We start from the raw sequence: 20,732 nt of genomic DNA, 5'->3' as shown, positions 1-20,732 counted from the left end.
CTTATACGATGCAAAAACTACATTCAATAATATGGTTGCTGCTGTTGGTAAACATTGTTAAAGCCCAATCTGTCAGTATATATAAGACTGATTCATTTCGAATAAACCAACTGAGCCCCAATTTTGTATTTGACACGCTGATCAATTATAAAAAGGAGACCCTGGCACTGGCCGACTGGAAGGGCAAGCCTGTTATCATTGATTTTTGGGGGACACATTGTTTGTCCTGTCTTAAGTACGACATTCCCAACCTGGAAAATTTTCAAACTCGATTTGGAGATTCGGTGCGGGTGTTGCTGATAGCTTCCAATAGTCTTGAAAAAGTCAGCAGGTTTTATGAATCACGAAAAAAGGCCAACAAACCACTGGTGTTGCCCTGTGCAATCAAACAGGCAGTATTCGATTATTTTCAAATAAAGGAATTGGGTACACACGTTTGGATTGATGATCAGGGGTATATAAAAGCAATTACCGATTACTCCCAGGTTACGGAACAAAACATTGCTGCCTTTATCAATAAGAAGGAGGTTCATTTAAGGGAGAAGGAGAAGCTCTCCGCAATTGACTTTAAAAGATATATTGTTACTGTAGCCAATGAAATGGACAGTAATAATGTACTTTTTAATTCATCCCTTACGAAATATTTAAAAGGCAAAACCACATCTTATCCTTATTTTCTAAAAAATGTTGGTACACACCTGGAGGCAACGAATGTAACAATTGGCCTTTTATATCGGATAGCCTTTGGTGATTCCACTGGATTAGTGCCCTATAACAGATGGGTGATTGAATCTGCACATCCGGAAACAATTAAAATGCCCCCAAATGCTGATTTTAATGAATGGAGAAAGGATAATACCTTTTGTTACGAACTACGGGTGTCTAAAGAGAAACAGCATGAAATCTTAAAAATTATGCAGGATGACCTGAAAAGAATGTTTGGGGCCAATGTGTTTTTTGAGAACAGGGTCCAAAAATGCCTGGTGCTTACGGCGGATAAAAATACTCATATTCAGGCCGACAAAACGGCCAGGCCAAAAGTTAGCTATAACGCTGAGGGAAGTTCTGTAATAAATCTTCCTTTTGCCAAATTTTTTGATACGATTGATCATTACAATCAGGAAAAAATAATTTTTGATGAAACGGGTATTACTGAAAATGTGACCATTGCATTAGACGCGCAAATGAACGACATCAATGCATTAAGTGAGGCATTGAAGAAATATGGATTACATCTTGAATACCAGGATCGGTCCATAAAAATGCTGATCATCGGGGACCCTGTTAAATAGCAGGAAGGTTGTATTCAACTACTGTTTTACCATAAATGGCATATAACATCTTGCCAATAATATGAAATTGATAAGGTTTGTTCCCTTTATAGGGAGGGATGTAAAAGCTGGCAATGTAGTTTCCGTTAGTAACACTATAAGCATCGATTACGGTATTCTCTGCAAAATCTAACGGAAGCTCATTGTCAGCTTTTAACATCGACTGTAAAAAAAGCTTTCCGTTCGCTACGGTGCCAAGATCATTCACAAATTGAGGTGGTTGCTTCATGGTTAATGACGATCCTACACGCGCTATCTTTATTTCCCTTTTGGTAATTGTGTCAATGGTTTTTCCTTTTACTATTAGATTGAGGTTTGAGTCCATACATATAAAGCCATTCTGATAAAAATACGTATAGCAGGCCAGGTGTGTGGTGGTGTCGAAATATAAGATCCCATCCGTGGGGAAAATAGAGGTGCCCGTTTTTTCACTAAAATGATCTTCTTGTCTTGCTGTGGGGGTGTTCAGATTTATCCTTACAAATAAGGGGTCTTTTGTTTTCCGGTCGTTTGCCCGTAAAATAAACTGATCGTTTGAAATGCAGGCTTCCTTAGTATAATAGTAAGGAAGAATATGATTACTTGTTTTTTGAGCATCCAGGTCATAGTCTATAATCCCCGGCAAACTTCTACAGGAAATATAAAGATGCCGGCCATAAAGAAAATGGCGGGTCCCTGAGTTTAGTCTTTTTTCAGGTGGTATATCGAGGGATATACTGGTTAATGAATCTAAAGAAAGAGTGGTAGTATATACCGTATAGGGATTGTTGCCTTGTAAATATACTTTGCCTGCCCTTGATCCGGAAATTCTGTAGATCGTGGAAGGGAATGTTTGCCGGTTGCGGGGTTGTAAAATAGCAGGAAGTAACCGGCGGGTAAACCCATTTTTTTTATCAATTATATTTCTCGACAGAAAAGCAAGTAATCCTATGATGGCAAATGAAGAAAGAAAAAGGGTTGTTAAGATTATTACAGGCCGCTTGTTTTGCATATAAAATGGGTTGAGAACTAACCACCGGCAACGGACCGGTGGTTAGTTGCTGATTAATGTGTTTTTGCTCTGTCATTGATGGCCCGGCCTAATCCCTCATCCCAGCAACAGGCGGGTTCAGTCTGATCCAGACAGGTGCCAGGGTCCAATTCACTACATGAGGGAATATCTGTTTGCACTTTAGTAGCATTCACAGTAGTTGTACCCGCAATAGCCAGTACCAGCGTTAAAGCCGCCAGTGATAATTTGATTTTTTTCATAAATAACATTTTAATTTATTATACCTACTCTGTTTCAGGTTTTCGGTAACCCCTTACTTACGCGTAAATATTTTTGGATTTGGTGGTGTTTGCTTTTAGAAGAACACCTGCCCCGGCAATCACAATGAAGAATGCATTGAATACGATGTGTTGCTCCCAACTCATATACTCCAGCACCCCGCCACAGGAACAAGGGATATAATAGCTGAAGTTCAACATGATCACCAGGTAGGCGGTGAATAAACTCATCAAAAAGAAGGAGGCGTATAGCGCAACAAGCCGCGTTCTTTTAAAGGCTAATAATACGGCGATCACTATTTCAATGGTTGGAATGCTCCAGGCCACTAGTTGGTAGTACGAGGTAATGAACGGCGATTTACTTAGTTGAACCGAAAAGCGGTCGTATGCCGATAGCTTACTCAACGAAGAATAAATAAACAAAATGATCAACAACGAGCAAATGAGCTCTATGATCAGGCTTTTGTTCAACCAGGAAGTTACAAGCCGTTTTTGCAAAAAAACTTCCCTGGTTAAGTAGCTGCTACTTAACAGATCCTTTTTCATTTAAATATGTTATAATGGTTATAAGGGTAACGTGCTTTCCTGCGAAGAAGGTTTTACAGATGCCGTTTATAACAGTGAAAGGAGAAAGAAAAATGAGTATTGTTACCAGTACCTCTTGCAAGTTAATGCCTGAAGATTGGCGAATCCGGTTAAATTCATGGCGAATCCGGTTTTTCTTTTGTGTGGGCTAAAGGAAAAGGATGGTGAGTTTGTTACCTAAGAATTTTTTTCGCCATTCCATCGGTGCCATACCAGTTGTTTTTTTAAATTGTTTTACCAGGTTGCTTACATCGTAGCCCACTTTAACAGCCACTACTTTTACCGGTTCATCGGTTGTTTCCAACATCTCTTTTGCTTTTTCAATACGCAAACCAATGAGGTATTCATTGATCGTTTTGTTGTTTACGAGTTTAAAACCTTTACGCAGTTTACTTTCATTGGTGTTTACGCGCCGGGCGAGTTCAGCCTGGGTGGTAGCGCATTTATATTCTTTTTCCAGAATAACTTTTACCTGCGCAATTTTATGCAGGTCGTTGTTTGATAATTTCATAGTTAGGTTTGTTTTGATGTGTGTACTCAAACAAATGTAACTTGTTTTATCAGTTCGGTTAATATTTAAATATTGCGCATATAAAGTTAAAAGCGTTATGCGTTATAGTTAGTTGTTGATTAAAGTGATAAATGTAAAAGCCCCGATCATGCAATCGGGGCTTTTAAAAAAAAGTGTACGTTGTTTTTTATTTATTTGCAGGGCCAGTGATCTTTTCATTCACACCATCCCAGGTATATGCCGCATTTTTCTTCTCAGTAACCTTCATAATGGCATCGCCATTTTTGTCTACTTTGTCTGTGGCTTCTTCTGTCTCGCTATTCCAGCAGATCATATCTGGCTTGCCATTTTTTTCATTGGGAAAGGTGAAGGTTTCGGAGTGATAGAACGCACCTGCATCACTCATGCTTTCTTTATCAGGAAAGCGGAGCAACTGATTGCTTTTTGTAAATGCAAAGTAATAATCGTAGGTAGGTATGCCACAGGCTTCTCCGGAAAATTCAAGCACAATGATATTCTGTACATTGGTAAGGCCCATGCCGCTCATGATCTTTCCAAAACTTGAGTTGGCGCTTTCATCATCATAGGTGATCAACGACCGGCTGGTAAGCACCTTGCCATCCTGTACTACTTTTAACCGCACCAGGAACCGGCGTATGTTGAATTTATCACCTTTACTGATGCTATCAGCACGGCGTTCAATCCCATACACGAATTTAATATTACCCCGGCGCAGCGGCATACAGCTTATCAGGCCCTGCCAGATATAACCATTCCTTGGAGCTCCGTTTTTGGTGTAGTTGATTTTCAGCCAGGGGCCTTTTAGTCCACGGATGGTAAGGGCATTGGCTGTTATGCCGGTAACAGTTATATTATCGCCGGCAAACAGGGTATCTATGGGTGTTTGTTTGGTATCGGGGGAAATGCGGATCAGGGCAGTATCGGCAAAAATGTAGCGGTCGGCCGTGTCGTTGTTATTAAGCATCCAGCTACGCATATCGGGGAAATCAGGGGCGTCCTGTGCCTGTACAAAATTGCCAACAGCCAGGAACAGGATCAATAAGGGTATTTTCATGGGCGCAAAATAATATTTCTACGGGGTAAATCATAGTAGTTTGCTCATGCCCATTTACTATCTTTGTTGTTATAGTAATAATAACCCCAAACTGACGCTTATATGGTCCGCCTGTTTAATAGCCAGAAATTCTCCCTGATCCACCTGCTCGTTTTTCTTTTATTGTTAGGAAATATTGGATGCCAAAAGGAAATGTCTAAAGACACCCTGGGTGCCGGCGGTGTCGTTGGCGGCGGTGGTGGCGGCAACACTACCGGTGGAACAGCTGTATTTACGTTGGAACCGGCTGGCAGCCGTTGTTCCGATGCGGCAGTAACGGGTATATTTGAGGCAGGTACCACGTTGGGAGCGGATGCCCTGATAACGGTTACCGTAAATGTTACCAAAATCGGCGACTGGACCTATGCTACAGCTGCTACCAATGGATTTTCATTTGCAGGTGCTGGTAACTTCACGGCAACAGGTTTACAGGTAATTACCCTGATGGGGGTAGGGAAGCCTACCCGCAGCGGTATTTTCAGTTTTCACCTCAAAATTGGAACCGGCGCAGATTGCGCGGTTGCTGTAGGGGTAGTGCCTGCCGGAACCGGGGGTGGTACTGGTGGCAATACGCCAAACAGTTTTTATTATAAGGCCACTATCGATGGAACAAACTATAATGTAAATATAACTGCTACCACCACTGATTATGAACCCGGTGTCTCTATGGGTGGTTCTGACGATGTAGTATTTGGTGGCGGCATTACCTGGGCCAATCCGCCTTTACCAGCAGGTAAAACCGAATTCGGCATTACTAAAGGTATTATGCACCAATATATGAGTGCCACTACAGCCCAATTCAAGGCATTTTTTAAACCCGCTACCTATCTTTATACAGCTGATGCTTCGGCCACAGATGGGATAACCATTTCCTGGACAGACCCCAGTGGCAATGCGGGTACCAGCGGTACTGATAATATCTGGAACAGCGATGCCGGTTCAAAAGACCAAACGAACAGTGCTTTCACGATCCTCAGCAATACGGAATACATAGATGTTGCGGGCGATTATTATGTGATTGTCAAGGCCCAGTTCAATTGTAATTTGTACAATGTAACAACCGGCGCAAAGAAAGTATTGACAAATGGTGAAGCAGTAGTGGCTTTTGGGATGTTTTAAACCCGGGTTCTCTGCCTGAAAAATACTCAATCAGTAAAAAGTACCACAAAACCCATAAAAATCACCCTTGCTGGTGGTAGGTCTTTTTTAGCTTTGTGCTATAATTGAAGGCCATGTCACAGCAGCATCTGCCAATATATAGTATACACAATTTAAAGGAGTCGCGGTTTTTGCCGAAAGACTTCATGGCAGATCACTTTCCCCATTACCTGGAGGAACACAAAGACCTGCGTTTTCCGCATAAGCATTCTTTTTATCAGCTTGTTTATTTCACGGGTGGCAGGGGCAGTCATTCCATTGATTTCGTTCATTTTCCGGTTGAACCCGGCCAGCTCTATTTTATGATCCCCGGCCAGGTACACAGCTGGGATTTTGAAGGGCAGCCCGATGGTTTTATCGTAAACTTTTCAGAACAGTACCTCAGTGATTTTTTAGCGAACCCCCGCTACCTGGAGCAATTCACTTTCTTTTCCGGCATTGTGCAGGAACAAGTGATCGTGTTGCCTGAATCTGTATGGCCAGCTTTACAGGACCTGTTTGAGGAGATCGTGCACGAAGGCAATGCTGCAGCCGCGTTAAAGGATGATATGGCAAGAACCGCGCTGGTGCAATTATTTATCCTGGTTAGCCGGCATACAGGTGTGGATACCACCAAACAAACCACCAATTACAATACCGTTGTATTACGCAACTTTCAAAAGTTGATCGATCAGCATTATAAAGAAAAGAAGCTGACGAAAGACTATGCCGCCATGTTATACATAACCCCCAATCACCTGAATGCCCTTTGTAAGGACGTTACCGGTCGTTCAGCCGGTGAACTTATCAGGGACAGGGTATTGCTGGAGGCAAAACGGTTGCTGGTGAATGCGCGGCTCTCCATTTCACAAATAGCGACAGAGCTGCAGTTTATGGACAACTCCTACTTTTCAAAGTTCTTTAAAAAGTATGAGGGCCAAACCCCGGAAGTATTTAGAAAACAACACGTAAAAAGTTAATATATGGAAGCAAGCATTAATATAGAAACAGCAGATAAAAAACCCAGCGTATTCACTGTGTTTAAATGCAAATGTCCCCGGTGCAGAAGAGGTGACATGTTCGAGAACAAGAACCCTTACGCATTAAAAACAACTATGAAAATGAACAAGGAGTGCCCCGTTTGCGGTCAGCCTTTCAATATTGAAGTAGGATTTTATTATGGGTCCAGCTATGTAAGTTATGCTGCGTCCATAGCGTTAAGCGTAGCCACCTTTGTAGCCTGGTGGGTATTGATTGGTTTTTCTTTACAGGATAACCGGTTCTTTTACTGGCTCACCTTTAATTCTGTTTTTTTAATAGTCGCACAACCTTACTTAATGCGTTTGGCAAGAACCGGCTGGTTGATGTTTTTTGTTCGATACGATATTAACTGGAGAACCCCGCCCACACAGCGGTTGGAAAGGATAAATGAGGAGCAGGAAAAGAACTGGTGATGTGGGCGTTTTCATTTACTGGTTACAAGGCAGCTTTAACGGACCAATAAAAAGCTGCCTTTTTCTTTTATACTATTTCCCAACAGGTCTTTCCCTTCTGCCACCCAAACATAGGTGCCCATACCGCGGCTTTCAAACACCAGTTGTCCCCAGCGGTTATATACCCTGCGTACTAACAGTGATGGTCATTCAAAAATTAAAGGATCTTTTACCAATAAATGGTTGTTCCTTAAGCAAAACCATCGGGCTCTGCCCGGATTTTAAGACGTGTAAGTTTTACAATAAAAACAACCCCCGTTTAGCACTGTTTAGCAATACTTTGTATAAGGCTAACAAGCGTTATATATTTTTATTGTAATTTCAACGCTATAAGGCAATTGGGGGAATGCAGCATATTGACCACGAACTACATACTGACCAGGTTCTGTTGCAACAGCTTTCGCAAAACGATCAGGCTGCCTTTACTGCCATTTACGAACGTTACTGGAAATCGCTTTTTCGCGAAGCCATGAACGTGCTTCGTTCCCAAAAAGAAGCAGAAGACTGTGTACAGGAACTGTTTGTTTCCTTATGGAACCGCCGCCTGGCCCTTTCTATAACTTCCCTCCGGGCTTATTTACATACCGCTGTACGCTATCAATGCATCGATCGTATTGAGAAAAATATGATCCATGGCGGATATCTCGAGGATTTCACTACCTACCTGGAAGCGAATCAAACCATGCCTTCCATTGAAGAAGAATTATATGCCCGGGAACTGGCTGCCAATATTGACCAGGTAATGGATAAAATGCCCGATAAAATGCGGGAGGTGTTCCGCCTGAGCCGGCAGGAGCATTTAACCCACCGGGAAATTGCCAACCGTTTGCAGATCTCAGAAGAAACGGTGAAAAAACAGATCTACCTGGCCTTGAAAATTCTTAAATCCAACCTGGGCAATACTTCCCTGGCTGTGCTCATAATGGCCACATTCGTGTATAAATAATTGAAAAAGAATGTTATCAAATCTCCATTCCCCTTCACTGGAGGGGGGAATGGGGGAAGCCTGCAAACTTCATAATTTTTTAAAAAAAACTTCATTTTCTTCTACCACCTCCTTTCCCTTTTTCCGACTAGTACTTATCTAACCTGTCTGCCTAATTAAATTCAACCTTAACCTAAAACCCTGAATGAATTTCTATGGATGCTAACCAATTCAGCGACCTGTTACAGCGCTATCGCCTGGGTACCTGTTCTTCTGCAGAAAAAGAATGGGTAGAAGGGTGGTACAACGAACGGCGTAACAACATATACAATCCGTTGACTGAAGAGGAGGAGGAAATTGTTGGCGAAAGGATTTACAGCAACGTACAGGAAGTGCTTACCTCAGCAACTGCTGAACGCGTAATACCCATCTGGCGTAAGCAACGCACGTGGTGGGTGGCGGCTGGCACCATGATGTTGATGGCCACCGCTGGTTATTTTTTATTGACCCGTAAAGATCCGGTACCCGAAATTGTACAGACCCCTAAACCCCAAACCCAACCAGTGATGCCGGGCGGGAATAAAGCGCTATTAACCTTGGGAGACGGCTCAGTGATCGTGCTCGACAGTGCTGCCAATGGTGCCCTCAGCCAGCAGGGAAAAGCCATCGTGCTGAAAAAGCAGGATGGTGAGCTGGTCTATCAATCCCGGCACAATGGCAATCAGGATGTCATCGCCTGGAATACGATCAGCACCCCGCGTGGTGGCCAGTATCAGGTGGTTTTGCCCGATGGCACCAAAGTATGGTTGAACGCGGTATCCTCTTTGCGCTTTCCCGCCGGCTTCACAGGAAAGGAACGGGCAGTACAATTAACAGGCGAAGCCTATTTTGAAGTGGCTGAAGTTAAAATGCCTGGTGAAGGAAAGAAGATGCCTTTTAAAGTGTATATAAATCCTTCTCCGGCAGCCAATGAAGGGAATCGAGTGGAAGTGTCTGGAACACACTTCAATATAAAGGCCTATAATGATGAGGCTGCTATAAATACCACCTTACTGGAAGGGGCGGTAACGATGATCAGTCCCAAAGTCCGTGCTTTTTTGAAACCGGGTCAACAGGCACAGGTAAGAAAGGATGGGCAAATGTATGTAGATGAGCATGCCGATCTGGAAGAGGCCGTTGCCTGGAAGGAAGGTCGCTTTGTATTCAATGAAGCCAGCGTGGAAACTGTAATGCGGGAAATAGCCCGGTGGTACGATGTGGAAATAGTGTATGCCGGTAAAGTACCTGCAGAAAAATTTGAAGGGGAAATACCCCGCAACAGCAACATAACAGAAGTATTCAAAATATTAGAACTCAGTAATGTACACTGTAAAATAGAAGGACGAAAAATAACAGTACTGCCATGAAAAAAGTAAGGCGCTAAACAACTGCCTTAAACCGTAGACCTTGTTCATATTAACTGCTAACCCGATTGTTCATCAAAACCAAAACTGTCACAAACATGAGAAAGACCTGATTTGACTGTACACACTAACTGCCATAAAAAAGGAAGCCGGAAGCGCTGGAACGCAACCGGCCGAATTTGGGCAAACTCTCTAAAAGCGTCGAAACTGTTATTTGTTTACCCAATTTTAAAAGTATGATTTTTACTAATCTTTACCAAGCTGTGCGCATACCACAGCGGGTAAAGTCCAAAACTATTCTGGTTATGAAGTTAACCGCTGTTTTCATATTGGCGGGCTTCCTACAGGTATCTGCGGCGGGTTTTTCACAAACGGTAACCGTTAACAAAGAGAACATTCCACTGCAGAAGCTTTTCCGGGAAATAAAAAAGCAAACAGGCTATGTGTTCTTTTATAACATGCGCCTGTTGCAGAAAACACATCCCGTAAACATCGACGTAAAGAACAAAGGCCTGAAAGAAGTACTTGACCTGGTTTTTGAAGCGCAACCTGTAACCTACAGCATTGTGAACAAGACCATTGTGGTAAACGACAGGGCGCCCTTGCCTGTGCCTGCTGAAGAAAAAAAGGTTGATACCATCCCTGCCGTAGAAATTCACGGTAAGGTGATCGATGCTGCATCGGGTACGCCGGTGGCAAGCGCCAACGTGTTGGTAAAAGGCACCCAGGTGGGCACCGTTACCGATGCGCAGGGTAATTTCGTTGTCAGGGCAAAACCGGGCGCTGTACTATTGGTAAGCTTTGTGGGTTTTGAAAATATAGAGGTCAGGGCAAAAGAAGGAGATCTGTCGGTAAAACTAAAAGCCAAGGATCCGATGGCCGATGTAGTGATCACCGGTTACCAGCAGATCAAAAAAGAAAGCTTTACCGGTAATGCGGTTACGGTATCGGGTGAAGACCTGAAGAAGGTAAACCCGGTAAACATTTTACAAAGCATACAGGCATATGATCCTTCTGTACAGGTACAGCAGAATAATCTGCTCGGTTCAAACCCCAATGCCCTGCCACAGGTGAATATCCGGGGCTCCGCTTCTTTGCCCTCTGGCGATAAAGGGGTGCTTACCCGTAATAACCTGGCCGGAAATATAAATCTGCCTACGTTCATCCTGGATGGTTATGAAGTGACGGTTGAAAAAATATACGATATGGATGTTAACCGCATCCAGTCGATCACTATCTTAAAAGACGCAGCGGCTACTGCGGTATATGGTTCACGCGCAGCCAACGGGGTAATAGTAATTACTACCAAGGCGCCGCAGGATGGCAAGCTGATGGTTTCATACAGCAGCGATCTGATGTTTTCTACGCCCGATTTAAGTGATTACCACCTGTTGAATGCAGCCGATAAACTGCAGTATGAAAAACTTGCCGGGGTGTACAATTCCTCGGCAATTCCAATTGACGTACAACAGGAAAGTTATTATAACAAATACGCCAACGTATTGGCAGGGGTGAATACCTATTGGCTGTCGCAGCCGGTTACCACGGCATTCGGACAAAAACATTCCATGTACATCGAGGGTGGTAACGCCGCCCTCCGCTATGGGATCGATCTGCGCTATCAAACCCAGCCGGGCGTAATGAAAGGTTCAGGCCGCGACAGGTATGGTATCGGTTCTGTGCTTTCGTATGCACCCAATAGAAAATTTATCTTCAAAAACTCACTGAATGTTACGCAGGTAAACAGCACGGAGTCGCCGTATGGCTCGTTCATCAACTATGTATCGATGAACCCATACTATCCTAAAACCGATTCCAATGGCCATATTATACAGGCCGTAGACAATTGGATAATAGATACCCATTTGTCAGACTCTGCCCAGTATAAAAATTCAGCTGTGCTGAATCCTTTATACAACAGCACCCTGCACAATTTTGATCAAACAAAATATATAGAACTCATCGATGCGTTTTCAGCCAACTGGAACATCAGCCCTGCGATGACATTAAGGGCCCTTATCAGCGCTACCAAACGCAGGTACACGGGCGATCGCTATATGTCACCGCTAAGCAATGAGTTTTATAACTATGATCCCACCCGCGTAAAGGAGAAAGGTAGTTATGACTACAGTACGAACGATGAGAACATCTTTGATGGGAACATTACATTGAATTACAATAAGCAGCTGGGTGACCATTACATCAATCTGGCCACGGGAGCCAACGTGCAAACTTCTACCAATGATTCCAAATCTATTTCGGCGGTAGGGTTTCCAAACGACCGGTTTACCAGCATCGCTTTTGCAAACAGTTATAAACCAAACAGTGCACCGGTTGCTGACTTTCAGCAAACCCGGCTGATAGGTGCGTTGTTATCGGTTAACTATTCCTATCGGAACAAATACATGGCCGATATCTCGGGCAGGTTAGACGGTTCTTCCAAATTTGGTACAGACAATAAGGTAGCGCCTTTCTGGGCGTTGGGTATTGGCTGGAATTTGCACAAGGAAGATTTTTTGCTGAACAGTTCCATCAGCACACTGAAGCTGAGGGCCAGCACAGGGGTAACGGGTCAGGTGAACTTTGCACCCTACCAATCAAAAACAACCTATGATTACTATACCGGTAACTGGTATTCAACCGGAATTGGGGCAGCAGTGACCACATACGGCAACGAGGCATTGAAGTGGCAGAAGACCAACAACTATGATGTTGGTGTAGACCTGGGTTTGTTACACGACAGGCTGTATGTTAGCGGAAGGTATTATGAAAAGATCACACACGGTATGCTTGCTGATATTACGCTGCCCCCTTCAACCGGTTTCTCTTCTTATAAAGAGAACCTGGGCGATATAAAGAATACCGGTGTTGAGATGAACCTGAAAGCTACTGTATTTAAAAGCCGCGACTGGTCGGTGACGCTGATCGCCAATATGACCCGCAATACAAACAAGATCCTGAAAATTTCCAATTCGTTGAAAACATACAACGATAATGCCGATAAACAGCAAACGTCGGACAATTATAGGGGAGAACCTTTGTTGCGCTTTATTGAAGGCCAGTCGATGAATACTATTTATGCGGTGCGTTCATTAGGGATAGATCCTGCGAACGGAAAAGAGATCTTTATTAAAAAAGATGGCAGCCATACCTACACCTGGGATGTAAAAGATATTGTACCGGTTGGCGACAATACCCCTGCCGCATACGGCTTTTTTGGAACGAATGTTACCTACAAACACTGGATGTTGTATGCGCTCTTCAATACCAGGTTCGGTGGCAAGGAATACAACCAAACCCTGGTAGACAGAGTAGAGAATGCCGATCCGCACAATAACGTCGACAGCAGGGTGCTGACTGAACGGTGGAAACAACCGGGTGATAAAGCACTCTACAAAGGCATCACCGATCTTAACTCCACCAATGCTACAGACAGGTTTGTGCAAAAAGATGACCTGCTGGAATTGTCATCGGTATTCCTGTCGTACGATTTTGATAGAAGGTTGTACAGTAAACTGTCTATGCGCAGTCTGCGGGTTTCCTTTACTATGAACCAGGGTTGGCGCTGGGCTACCATGAAGGCCGAACGGGGTATCGATTATCCCTTTGCGCGGAGTTATACATTTTCTTTACAAACAAGCTTTTAATAAGGTGATATGAATAAATATATATTGATCGCAATCACTTTGTTGTCATTGACATCGTGTAAAAAATGGCTCGATGTAACGCCTGTATCACAGGTGCCTGAGGAGGAGTTGTTTAAATCACCGGAAGGATATCAGGATGCGATAAACGGTATTTACACCAGTTGTACCAATATGAATTTGTATGGGTATGAATTGAGTTGTGGTTTCCCGGAAGTACTGGCGCAAAATTATTATTTACCGCAGGAAGATGTGCTGCATTACCAGCCAACTGGCAATTACAATTATAAAGACCCGTTTTTTATTGAAAGAAAAGATACAGTGTGGACGGGTTTATACCATGGCATAGCCAACTGTAACCTGATACTTAAACACCTGGAAGAAAACAAAGACGTGCTCACTGGTGATATGCGGGCCCTGGTGAAGGCAGAGGCGCTGGCGCTGCGTGGTTATTTGCATTTTGATGTGTTACGGTTGTTTGCACCCTCATACAAAATCAATCCAACAGCGAAAGTCATACCTTATGTAACTCAGTTCTCCAATAAGGTAACAGCAGTGTCCAGTACCACCGATGTGCTCGACAGCATCGTAACCGACCTGGAACAGGCTAAGGAACTGATGCGGCCGGTTGACCCTATTCTTTCAGCCGCTTATATCCCCAGCTATGTAACCGATAATGATAATCGTCCGGCAGAGCAGCAGAATCCCAACCTGTTTTTACAGAACAGGCGTCACCGGATGAATTATTACGCCATTTGCGGCGAACTGGCAAGAGTGAGCCTGTACAAGGAAGATAAGGCCAAAGCGCTTAGTAATGCACAGGAAGTGATCAATTCGAATAAATTCCCCTGGACAAAGAGTTCCGATTTCAATCAATCAGATACGAAGAAAAAAGACCGTATCATGTATAAGGAGCTGGTGTTCGCCTGGTATGCGCCGAATATGAAAGATACCCTGGCTTTCCGTTTCAATGCCGGTTTAAAAAGCCTGGTAGTTGAATCCAAATACAAAGATGTGTTGTATGAGTTGTCGAATGGTGGTTCGCAGGATATGCGGCGCACGGGGTGGTTTCAGGATGTTCCGCCGGGCTCCAACTCTTACGGCTGGAATGAATTACAAAAATACAAACGCGATTTTGAAGCAAATCCGTACGACCTGGTTATACCCGCTATCAGGCTCACTGAAATGTATTATATCGCATCGGAATGTGCGTATGATCAAAACCCCACACTGGCTGTTGGTTATTTAAATACGGTACGAAAGAACCGGCAGGTATCTGATGTGGTGGTGACCAGCAAAGATGGGTTGATAAACGAATTGGTGAAGGAAGCGCGAAAGGAGTTTTACGGCGAAGGCCAGATCTTTTACATGTATAAACGGTTGAACCGGGATATTCCCAACCAGATAGGCGGATCCACTCCTGCATCTGACAGGATGTATACCCTACCACTGCCTAATGATGAAATAGAATTTGGTAACCGTTAAACAACCGCATCTGTTATGAAGAAAATTTGGATCCTGTTACTGGCGGCTGTTGTATTGATCACAGCCTGTCAGAAAAAAGAGATAAAAGGCTTTCAGGGCACTGCCAATATTGTTTTCGCCGTGAATAGCCAGGACAGCGTATTGTATACGTTTGCCCTGCATCCTGAAAGAACAAAAGATACCGTTTGGGTACCTGTAAATATTTCAGGTGAACGTTCAGACAAAGACCGCGCATTTTCGATAACAATAGTCGATTCAGCTACAACGGCTGTAGTGGGCAAACACTTTGATGCCTTAAAAGACCAGTATGTGATACCAGCAAATGCCGGATCCATGTGGTTGCCGATAATCATCTATAACACCGATCCCTTATTAGAGCAACGCGCATTGAACCTGGTATTGCGGCTGGTGCCAACGGCCGATTTTAATACAGAGATCAAAGACGTCAGCACTGTACGGGTGGTATTCTCGAACAGGTTCGAAAAACCAGCCTGGTGGTTCAGAACGCCGGGCGGCCCTTATTCAATAGTGAAGCATAAATTATTCCGGCTGGCCGCTACAACCGACGAGGTTTCCACAAAAAGTGAGAATGCACCCATTTGGATCTATTATACGGCCAGGTTATCGGCTTTGTTGACCAGTCCGGACACGTGGATAGCCAATAACCCCGATAAAGGATACGACATGAAACTGAATGCAGACAGTAGTGGCAATAAGATCTTTTATGAGATCGCATCGCCAAATATTTCTTTCCGGTATGAAAAGGATCCCAGTTCGGGCGAGTTTTATTTTATCGATGAAAATAACGGACAGGTAAAGTGATTTAAGTTAACTGCTTAAAAATATTTTAATGAAACGATTATTATTGGTTATGCTTGCAGCGGTTGCGCTGTTACAGCTGGCCTGTTATAAAGATAAAGGCAACTACGATTATCACCCGGTTGTTGAGCCGGGCATTGGAGTGGATTCGCTGTATAAGGTACCCCTTGGCCAAAACCTGGTTATTGCCCCCCAGTTAACCACCACCGATGCTAATTCCCGGTTTGGGCTTAGCTGGCGGTTGGGAATTCCCAAAAAAGTATGGGATACCACCCTATATGGCCCCACATTCTCCTATAATTTCACTATGGACCCCGACGTATACCCTGTACTGTTAACAATTACAGACAGCTCGAACGGGATGAAATACTTTCGCAATTTCAATGTTCAAATAACAACACCCTATACAACGGGAACCCTGGTTTTGAGCAATGAAAACAATATCTCGCAACTCAGCTTTATTCAACCAGACAACACCGTTTTACCCCGGGTTTACAGAACGTTGAATGGAGAAGACCTGCCCGGCCATCCCCTGCAGGTATTTAATCCGGTAAAGCTACAGATCAACCCCGTACCCGCATTGGGTTACTGGGCCACTTTTGGCGATACCGACGATGGCGGTGTACACATAGGCACCAATTCCATGCTGAAAATAAATACCCTGCGCACTAATTTTTTCACCAGGCCTGCAAAGGCGAAACCTGGTTACCTGGAAACTACCGGTGATGGCGTTTTACAAGGCGTTATTAACGGGAAAATGTATCAGGGTACCTGGCAAACCTTTTATGGTGCTGATGTGTATGGCTTTTTTGGCGAACCAGCTAATGGCGATTATGAAGCATACGCCCGTGTTGTTAAAATTATCGACCTGATATCATGTGGTTATGATATCAATCGCAAAAAAATTATTGCTTTCACCTATATGGGTGCTTTTGCCTATGCACCCACTTACCAGGTGGACAATACCACGGAGTTTGACCCACAGGATTTGAAACTCGATATGCTGTTTTTACATTCGATTTCAGAACACGGCTATGCATTTGGTAAGGCAGCCGATGGCTCCGTGTATGAGTTGAAGTTCACAGCAGCATATAGGGGATATGTTTTAATATCGCCTGAATATAAGCATACTTTCCCTCAACCTGCACTCATTACACCCACTACCAAGTGGGCAGGTAGTCTGGACGGCAAGGTCCTCTTTTATTTTACCTCGGGTGATAAAATTTACAGATATGACCCGGCTATCCAGGATTTACGGCCACTGGCCATCGACTTCGGGGGTAAAAATGTAACTATGATCAAATTGAAGGATAACACTACCATGATAGCAGGAGTGGAAGGATCACTGTATTACATCGATATAGACTCCCAGGAGCTGGGCACCTTAATTAAAAAGATCGATGGCATTCCCGGAGACCCCATCGATGTGGCAGAAAGACAATAAATATTCAAATTATAACAAAACGATAGATGAACAAGACTTCACTGAGACCATTCCTACTGAAAGCAGCCGCTTTGCTGTTGATTGCCAGCCCGGCTGTAGCACAAAAGAAAGTGCCGCAATTTGTGATCACCGCCAAGGTGGCTCATTTTACCGATAGCGTGGTGTACCTGAACTATGGCACCCTGGGTGCTTCCAAAACCGATACGGTAAAAGTTACCAATGGCAGCTTTACTTTTAAAGGTCATGTAAATGAACCCGTTCCCGGTTTCTTATTTTCCAAAACCTACAAAGTAAAGATCGAACTGTTTATTGAAAATACGCCGATCTCGATAGTAGACGATGTAGATAGTACGTACTATGCCAAAGTAACCGGTAAAGGTGTTACCCAGGAGTTTGAAGCATTTAACCAAAAGCTGATGGACAACCGCAGAAGAACTATTGCGTTGTTTCAAAAAGCATATGATGCCAAACAGGCTGGTGATAGCGTAACTGCGAAAATGCTGCAGGCAAAGGCCGATAGCCAGTACAACTGGGAATTCAAAGCCCGTATTGCCTATCCTGGCGAACACCCAAAAAGCTATGTAGGCGCCAAGGAATTACTGGCCTATACCAGCACCAATACACTTGGTTCAGCAATTAAGATGTTCGATAAACTGGATCCATCCATCAAAGCTTCTAACATAGGCAAAGAGATCGCAGCCCGTATCGAACTGTTAAGCAAGGTAGAAGAAGGCAAACCCGCACAGGAATTCACCCAAAGCACACCCGATGGTAAATCAGTAAAACTGGCCGATTTCAAAGGCAAGTATGTATTGATCGAATTCTGGGCCAGCTGGTGCGGACCGTGCCGTGCAGAAAATCCCAACCTGCTGAAACAATACAAAATGTATAACACCAAAGGATTTGATATCCTCAGTGTATCGCTCGATAAAGACAAAGAACCCTGGTTGAAAGCAGTAGAGCATGACGCCCTGCCCTGGACACAGGTTTCTGATCTGAAAGGCTGGAACAATGAAGTAGCCGTGTTATATGGCATTCGTGCCGTGCCAGCGAGCTTCCTGGTAGACCCTTCAGGTAAAATTGTTGCCACCGGTTTACGCGGTGAAACCCTGAACCAAAAGTTGGAATCGCTTTTCGGCAAAGCCAACTAACCTTACATCAACAACATGAAAAGCCAATTATAACCTTGAATGGTGGGCCGTCAGTGAAGAGTAATGCATCCAATGTCCAATTCATGAATAATACCGCCTGATTTTTTATTAATGGATGAATGCTCGAACCCACCATTCAATTTTTATCACTGACCTGAAAGTCTGCTCAAGGGGCGCCCCGATTTTTCGGGGCGCTTTTTTATGCATTACATGCCCGCCCGGTTCTCTTCCTCATTTTTATTTATTTGCCTGCCCTTGTAAGTAGATCTGCCAAAGCTGTAGCTTACTGTTAGTATCGCTCTTCTTATCCCAAACCAATGCGTGAACCGGTTATCGATAATGCTTTTCTCCCTGAAAATACGTTGTACGCGATAGGTGTTCAGGATGTCGTTGTAATTGACTTTGGTATTCAACCTGCCTTTCAGCCACGACCGTTGCAAACTGAGGTCTATATAAGAAAGCGGTCTTCCAAAATAAAGCCCGTCCCCGTTGGGTGAACTGTAATAATAATATACCTCGAAGGTAAAATCCCTGGGTAAGCTAAACACCTGGCTGCCACTGACGGTGAACCAGGTAATGGGAATGGTATAGGTTACGCCATGATAAGGCGTTTGTTCTTTTTTATAATAACCGGCAAGGGTATTGCTCATGCGCCACCATTTGGTAACAACAACAGGAGCGCTTGTTTCAATACCGGCAAAATCGTTGTACGGCAGGTTACGGCCCAGGTACTCCAGGATATTGGTGGTGGGGTTGTATTCAGGATAGCGTGTCATGGGATCTTTTTCCCGGCCCATGTTAACAGTTACGGTAAAGGCTTTCTGCGAATAGGAGAGGGTAAGCGCACTGGTTTTGGAAGGCAGCAACAACGGATTGCCGACCCAATAATTGAGCGGACTAAAATAAAAGCGAAACGGGTTCAGGATCGGAAAAGTGGGGCGGGTGATCCGCCGGCTAACGGATACATGCAGCTGTTGATTGGGTGTGATGTCAAAAGTGACGGTAAGGCTGGGCAGCCAGGTGAGGTAATTTCTTTTGGTAACCTGGCTCAGGGTAACCGCATTGCCAATACTGTGTGTATGTTCAGCGCGCAAACCGGCTATAAGGTTGAATTTATTCAGTTTTCGTTCATACGTAATATACCCGGCGGTAATGTGTTCATCGTATTGAAAATTATTAGTGCGGTTGCTGTCCGTCACAAACAGGTTAGCTGTACTCAGGGTATCATAATGCAGTTCATTGCGGGTAGTGGTAAGCGCCAGTTTGACGCCGGCTCGCCATTTTCCCTTGCCCAGTTCACCCGACAGGTCAACCTGTGCTGTACGAATAAAAATATCGTTTTTCATATTGGTTAACCAGTATTCCTGCAGTTGGTTGGTGAGGGTGTTTTTATTTTGAATGTCTTCTGTTTGCTGGTTGCCGATCGTTGCCAGGGAAGTCAAAACCTGTAATTGTGTTTTTCCCCAGCGGGCGGTGTAATTCAGGTTAGCAGCATAATTGTGCTGTACCGGATCGGCATTGTTGTTACTACTGGTATTGAATAATACCTCTTTGGCCAGCGAATCGGTGGTATGCAGGGTATTGAAAGAATTGGTGGTGCAGTTAAGGTGGGATGTTCTCAGTAACACTTCCAGCTGTTGGTCTTTATTTATGGCATACTCAACACCCAGCTGTGCGCTGTAGTTATTATTGTTAGTGAGCATTTGGGTGTTGGTGGCCATTATGTTGGTATTGGCCAAATGTTGCAGCGCATAGTACCGGCGAATGGTGGTGCCTGTTGTATACCCCAGGCGGGCAGTGTAAGCCAGCTTTTTTGATTTATACGTGAGCAGCAGGTTATTGTCTGCCTGCCGGTATTGGTTTTGTTGCAGGCTGGCACTTATCATTCCTTTCCAGCCAAGCGTTATATCGGGTTTCAGTTTTATATTGATGATGCCTTTGTATTCGCCATCATATTGGGAAGAAGGGTTGTTGATCACTTCAATGGCGGCAATCAGCTCGGGCGAGAGGTTGTTTAGGTATTGTTGTAATTCCCCGGCGCTCATGGTCTGGGGTTTTCCATTGATAAAAATACCTGGCGTAATTCTGCCCGATAACAACAGGGAACCATCACCGCCAACTTCCAGCCCGGGCAGTTTTTTCAGCACATCCATGGCATTGGCGGCCGTTTTAAACAATTTGTTACCGGCAATATGCATGATCAGTTTACCTGCCTCGCGTTGATAGGTAGGGCGTACCACCTCTACTTCCTTCAATATGTTGGCCCGGGTAGAATCCTGGGCGGAAGCAGATAAACAGCCGAAAAGCAGCATGGTAACAACCAGGTACATTCTTTCCATTATTAGCATTTGCACAAACCTAATAATGACGGCAACAGGTGGGGTTTGGTTTTGCGAAATCAGGCGTACGGAAGTATAAAAC

17 protein-coding genes are annotated in these 20,732 nt (G+C 44.1%); 11 read left to right on the top strand and 6 right to left on the bottom strand.

Going from position 1 to position 20,732, the window contains the following annotated elements:
• Positions 1-8: 8 nt before the first annotated feature.
• Positions 9-1,292 carry a TlpA family protein disulfide reductase gene (locus BMX95_RS14970; protein WP_081203253.1) on the top strand — a complete coding sequence of 428 codons (1,284 nt, stop codon included), beginning with the start codon at positions 9-11 and terminating at the stop codon, positions 1,290-1,292.
• On the opposite strand, the gene BMX95_RS14965 is transcribed toward BMX95_RS14970, so the two are convergent.
• The 5 genes from BMX95_RS14965 to BMX95_RS14945 form a co-directional block, all read right to left on the bottom strand.
• Complete coding sequence (locus BMX95_RS14965) at positions 1,285-2,322, bottom strand: hypothetical protein (RefSeq protein WP_081203252.1); 1,038 nt, start codon at positions 2,320-2,322, stop codon at positions 1,285-1,287. The two genes, BMX95_RS14970 and BMX95_RS14965, sit on opposite strands and share 8 nt — an antisense overlap.
• Before the next feature lie 53 nt (positions 2,323-2,375).
• On the bottom strand, positions 2,376-2,582 hold the full coding sequence (locus BMX95_RS14960) for a hypothetical protein (RefSeq protein WP_081203251.1): 207 nt from the start codon (positions 2,580-2,582) through the stop codon (positions 2,376-2,378).
• A gap of 57 nt (positions 2,583-2,639) precedes the next feature.
• Positions 2,640-3,146: a MauE/DoxX family redox-associated membrane protein gene (locus BMX95_RS14955; RefSeq protein WP_081203250.1), complete on the bottom strand. Its 507-nt coding sequence runs from the start codon at positions 3,144-3,146 to the stop codon at positions 2,640-2,642.
• 187 nt (positions 3,147-3,333) lie between these two features.
• Positions 3,334-3,696, bottom strand: coding sequence for a helix-turn-helix domain-containing protein (locus BMX95_RS14950; RefSeq protein ID WP_081203249.1), 363 nt, complete (start codon positions 3,694-3,696; stop codon positions 3,334-3,336).
• A gap of 187 nt (positions 3,697-3,883) precedes the next feature.
• Positions 3,884-4,771 (bottom strand): hypothetical protein, encoded by an 888-nt coding sequence (locus tag BMX95_RS14945; protein ID WP_081203248.1) that lies wholly within the window; start codon positions 4,769-4,771, stop codon positions 3,884-3,886.
• A 102-nt stretch (positions 4,772-4,873) separates the two neighbouring features.
• On the opposite strand from BMX95_RS14945, the gene BMX95_RS14940 reads away from it, so the two are divergent.
• The 10 genes from BMX95_RS14940 to BMX95_RS14895 all read left to right on the top strand — a co-directional run bounded on the left by BMX95_RS14940 (position 4,874) and on the right by BMX95_RS14895 (position 18,311).
• On the top strand, positions 4,874-5,929 hold the full coding sequence (locus BMX95_RS14940) for a hypothetical protein (RefSeq protein WP_081203247.1): 1,056 nt from the start codon (positions 4,874-4,876) through the stop codon (positions 5,927-5,929).
• A 113-nt stretch (positions 5,930-6,042) separates the two neighbouring features.
• Positions 6,043-6,927 (top strand): AraC family transcriptional regulator, encoded by an 885-nt coding sequence (locus BMX95_RS14935; RefSeq protein WP_081203246.1) that lies wholly within the window; start codon positions 6,043-6,045, stop codon positions 6,925-6,927.
• A gap of 3 nt (positions 6,928-6,930) precedes the next feature.
• Positions 6,931-7,401: a DUF983 domain-containing protein gene (locus BMX95_RS14930; RefSeq protein ID WP_081203245.1), complete on the top strand. Its 471-nt coding sequence runs from the start codon at positions 6,931-6,933 to the stop codon at positions 7,399-7,401.
• Positions 7,402-7,786: 385 nt separating this feature from the next.
• The gene (locus BMX95_RS14925) at positions 7,787-8,386 is read left to right on the top strand and encodes an RNA polymerase sigma-70 factor (protein WP_081203244.1); all 600 of its coding nucleotides are present in this window, start codon (positions 7,787-7,789) and stop codon (positions 8,384-8,386) included.
• Between the two features lie 194 nt (positions 8,387-8,580).
• The gene (locus tag BMX95_RS14920) at positions 8,581-9,771 is read left to right on the top strand and encodes a FecR family protein (protein WP_081203243.1); all 1,191 of its coding nucleotides are present in this window, start codon (positions 8,581-8,583) and stop codon (positions 9,769-9,771) included.
• A gap of 302 nt (positions 9,772-10,073) precedes the next feature.
• Positions 10,074-13,415, top strand: a complete 3,342-nt coding sequence (locus tag BMX95_RS14915; protein WP_242673223.1) for a SusC/RagA family TonB-linked outer membrane protein — start codon at positions 10,074-10,076, stop codon at positions 13,413-13,415.
• Positions 13,416-13,424: 9 nt separating this feature from the next.
• Positions 13,425-14,897, top strand: coding sequence for a RagB/SusD family nutrient uptake outer membrane protein (locus BMX95_RS14910; RefSeq protein ID WP_081203242.1), 1,473 nt, complete (start codon positions 13,425-13,427; stop codon positions 14,895-14,897).
• Between the two features lie 15 nt (positions 14,898-14,912).
• Positions 14,913-15,719: a DUF4843 domain-containing protein gene (locus BMX95_RS14905; RefSeq protein ID WP_081203241.1), complete on the top strand. Its 807-nt coding sequence runs from the start codon at positions 14,913-14,915 to the stop codon at positions 15,717-15,719.
• 28 nt (positions 15,720-15,747) lie between these two features.
• Positions 15,748-17,160: a PKD-like family lipoprotein gene (locus BMX95_RS14900; RefSeq protein WP_081203240.1), complete on the top strand. Its 1,413-nt coding sequence runs from the start codon at positions 15,748-15,750 to the stop codon at positions 17,158-17,160.
• Between the two features lie 26 nt (positions 17,161-17,186).
• Positions 17,187-18,311: a TlpA disulfide reductase family protein gene (locus BMX95_RS14895; protein WP_081203239.1), complete on the top strand. Its 1,125-nt coding sequence runs from the start codon at positions 17,187-17,189 to the stop codon at positions 18,309-18,311.
• A 206-nt stretch (positions 18,312-18,517) separates the two neighbouring features.
• Here the strand turns inward: BMX95_RS14895 and BMX95_RS14890 are convergent, their stop codons facing one another.
• Positions 18,518-20,650: a TonB-dependent receptor domain-containing protein gene (locus BMX95_RS14890; protein WP_165759058.1), complete on the bottom strand. Its 2,133-nt coding sequence runs from the start codon at positions 20,648-20,650 to the stop codon at positions 18,518-18,520.
• Positions 20,651-20,732: the final 82 nt, after the last annotated feature.

The sequence above is a fragment of the Niastella yeongjuensis genome, from assembly GCF_900110245.1.
GTDB lineage: Bacteria > Bacteroidota > Bacteroidia > Chitinophagales > Chitinophagaceae > Niastella > Niastella yeongjuensis.
This window is presented reverse-complemented; position numbering and strand designations above follow the sequence as displayed.

Excerpts from the sequence above, each read along its gene's own strand:
- BMX95_RS14970 (WP_081203253.1), top strand. The coding sequence starts at position 9 with ATGCAAAAACTACATTCAATAATATGGTTGCTGCTGTTGGTAAACATT.
- BMX95_RS14965 (WP_081203252.1), bottom strand. The coding sequence starts at position 2,322 with ATGCAAAACAAGCGGCCTGTAATAATCTTAACAACCCTTTTTCTTTCT.
- BMX95_RS14960 (WP_081203251.1), bottom strand. The coding sequence starts at position 2,582 with ATGAAAAAAATCAAATTATCACTGGCGGCTTTAACGCTGGTACTGGCT.
- BMX95_RS14955 (WP_081203250.1), bottom strand. The coding sequence starts at position 3,146 with ATGAAAAAGGATCTGTTAAGTAGCAGCTACTTAACCAGGGAAGTTTTT.
- BMX95_RS14950 (WP_081203249.1), bottom strand. The coding sequence starts at position 3,696 with ATGAAATTATCAAACAACGACCTGCATAAAATTGCGCAGGTAAAAGTT.
- BMX95_RS14945 (WP_081203248.1), bottom strand. The coding sequence starts at position 4,771 with ATGAAAATACCCTTATTGATCCTGTTCCTGGCTGTTGGCAATTTTGTA.
- BMX95_RS14940 (WP_081203247.1), top strand. The coding sequence starts at position 4,874 with ATGGTCCGCCTGTTTAATAGCCAGAAATTCTCCCTGATCCACCTGCTC.
- BMX95_RS14935 (WP_081203246.1), top strand. The coding sequence starts at position 6,043 with ATGTCACAGCAGCATCTGCCAATATATAGTATACACAATTTAAAGGAG.
- BMX95_RS14930 (WP_081203245.1), top strand. The coding sequence starts at position 6,931 with ATGGAAGCAAGCATTAATATAGAAACAGCAGATAAAAAACCCAGCGTA.
- BMX95_RS14925 (WP_081203244.1), top strand. The coding sequence starts at position 7,787 with ATGCAGCATATTGACCACGAACTACATACTGACCAGGTTCTGTTGCAA.
- BMX95_RS14920 (WP_081203243.1), top strand. The coding sequence starts at position 8,581 with ATGGATGCTAACCAATTCAGCGACCTGTTACAGCGCTATCGCCTGGGT.
- BMX95_RS14915 (WP_242673223.1), top strand. The coding sequence starts at position 10,074 with ATGAAGTTAACCGCTGTTTTCATATTGGCGGGCTTCCTACAGGTATCT.
- BMX95_RS14910 (WP_081203242.1), top strand. The coding sequence starts at position 13,425 with ATGAATAAATATATATTGATCGCAATCACTTTGTTGTCATTGACATCG.
- BMX95_RS14905 (WP_081203241.1), top strand. The coding sequence starts at position 14,913 with ATGAAGAAAATTTGGATCCTGTTACTGGCGGCTGTTGTATTGATCACA.
- BMX95_RS14900 (WP_081203240.1), top strand. The coding sequence starts at position 15,748 with ATGAAACGATTATTATTGGTTATGCTTGCAGCGGTTGCGCTGTTACAG.
- BMX95_RS14895 (WP_081203239.1), top strand. The coding sequence starts at position 17,187 with ATGAACAAGACTTCACTGAGACCATTCCTACTGAAAGCAGCCGCTTTG.
- BMX95_RS14890 (WP_165759058.1), bottom strand. The coding sequence starts at position 20,650 with ATGGAAAGAATGTACCTGGTTGTTACCATGCTGCTTTTCGGCTGTTTA.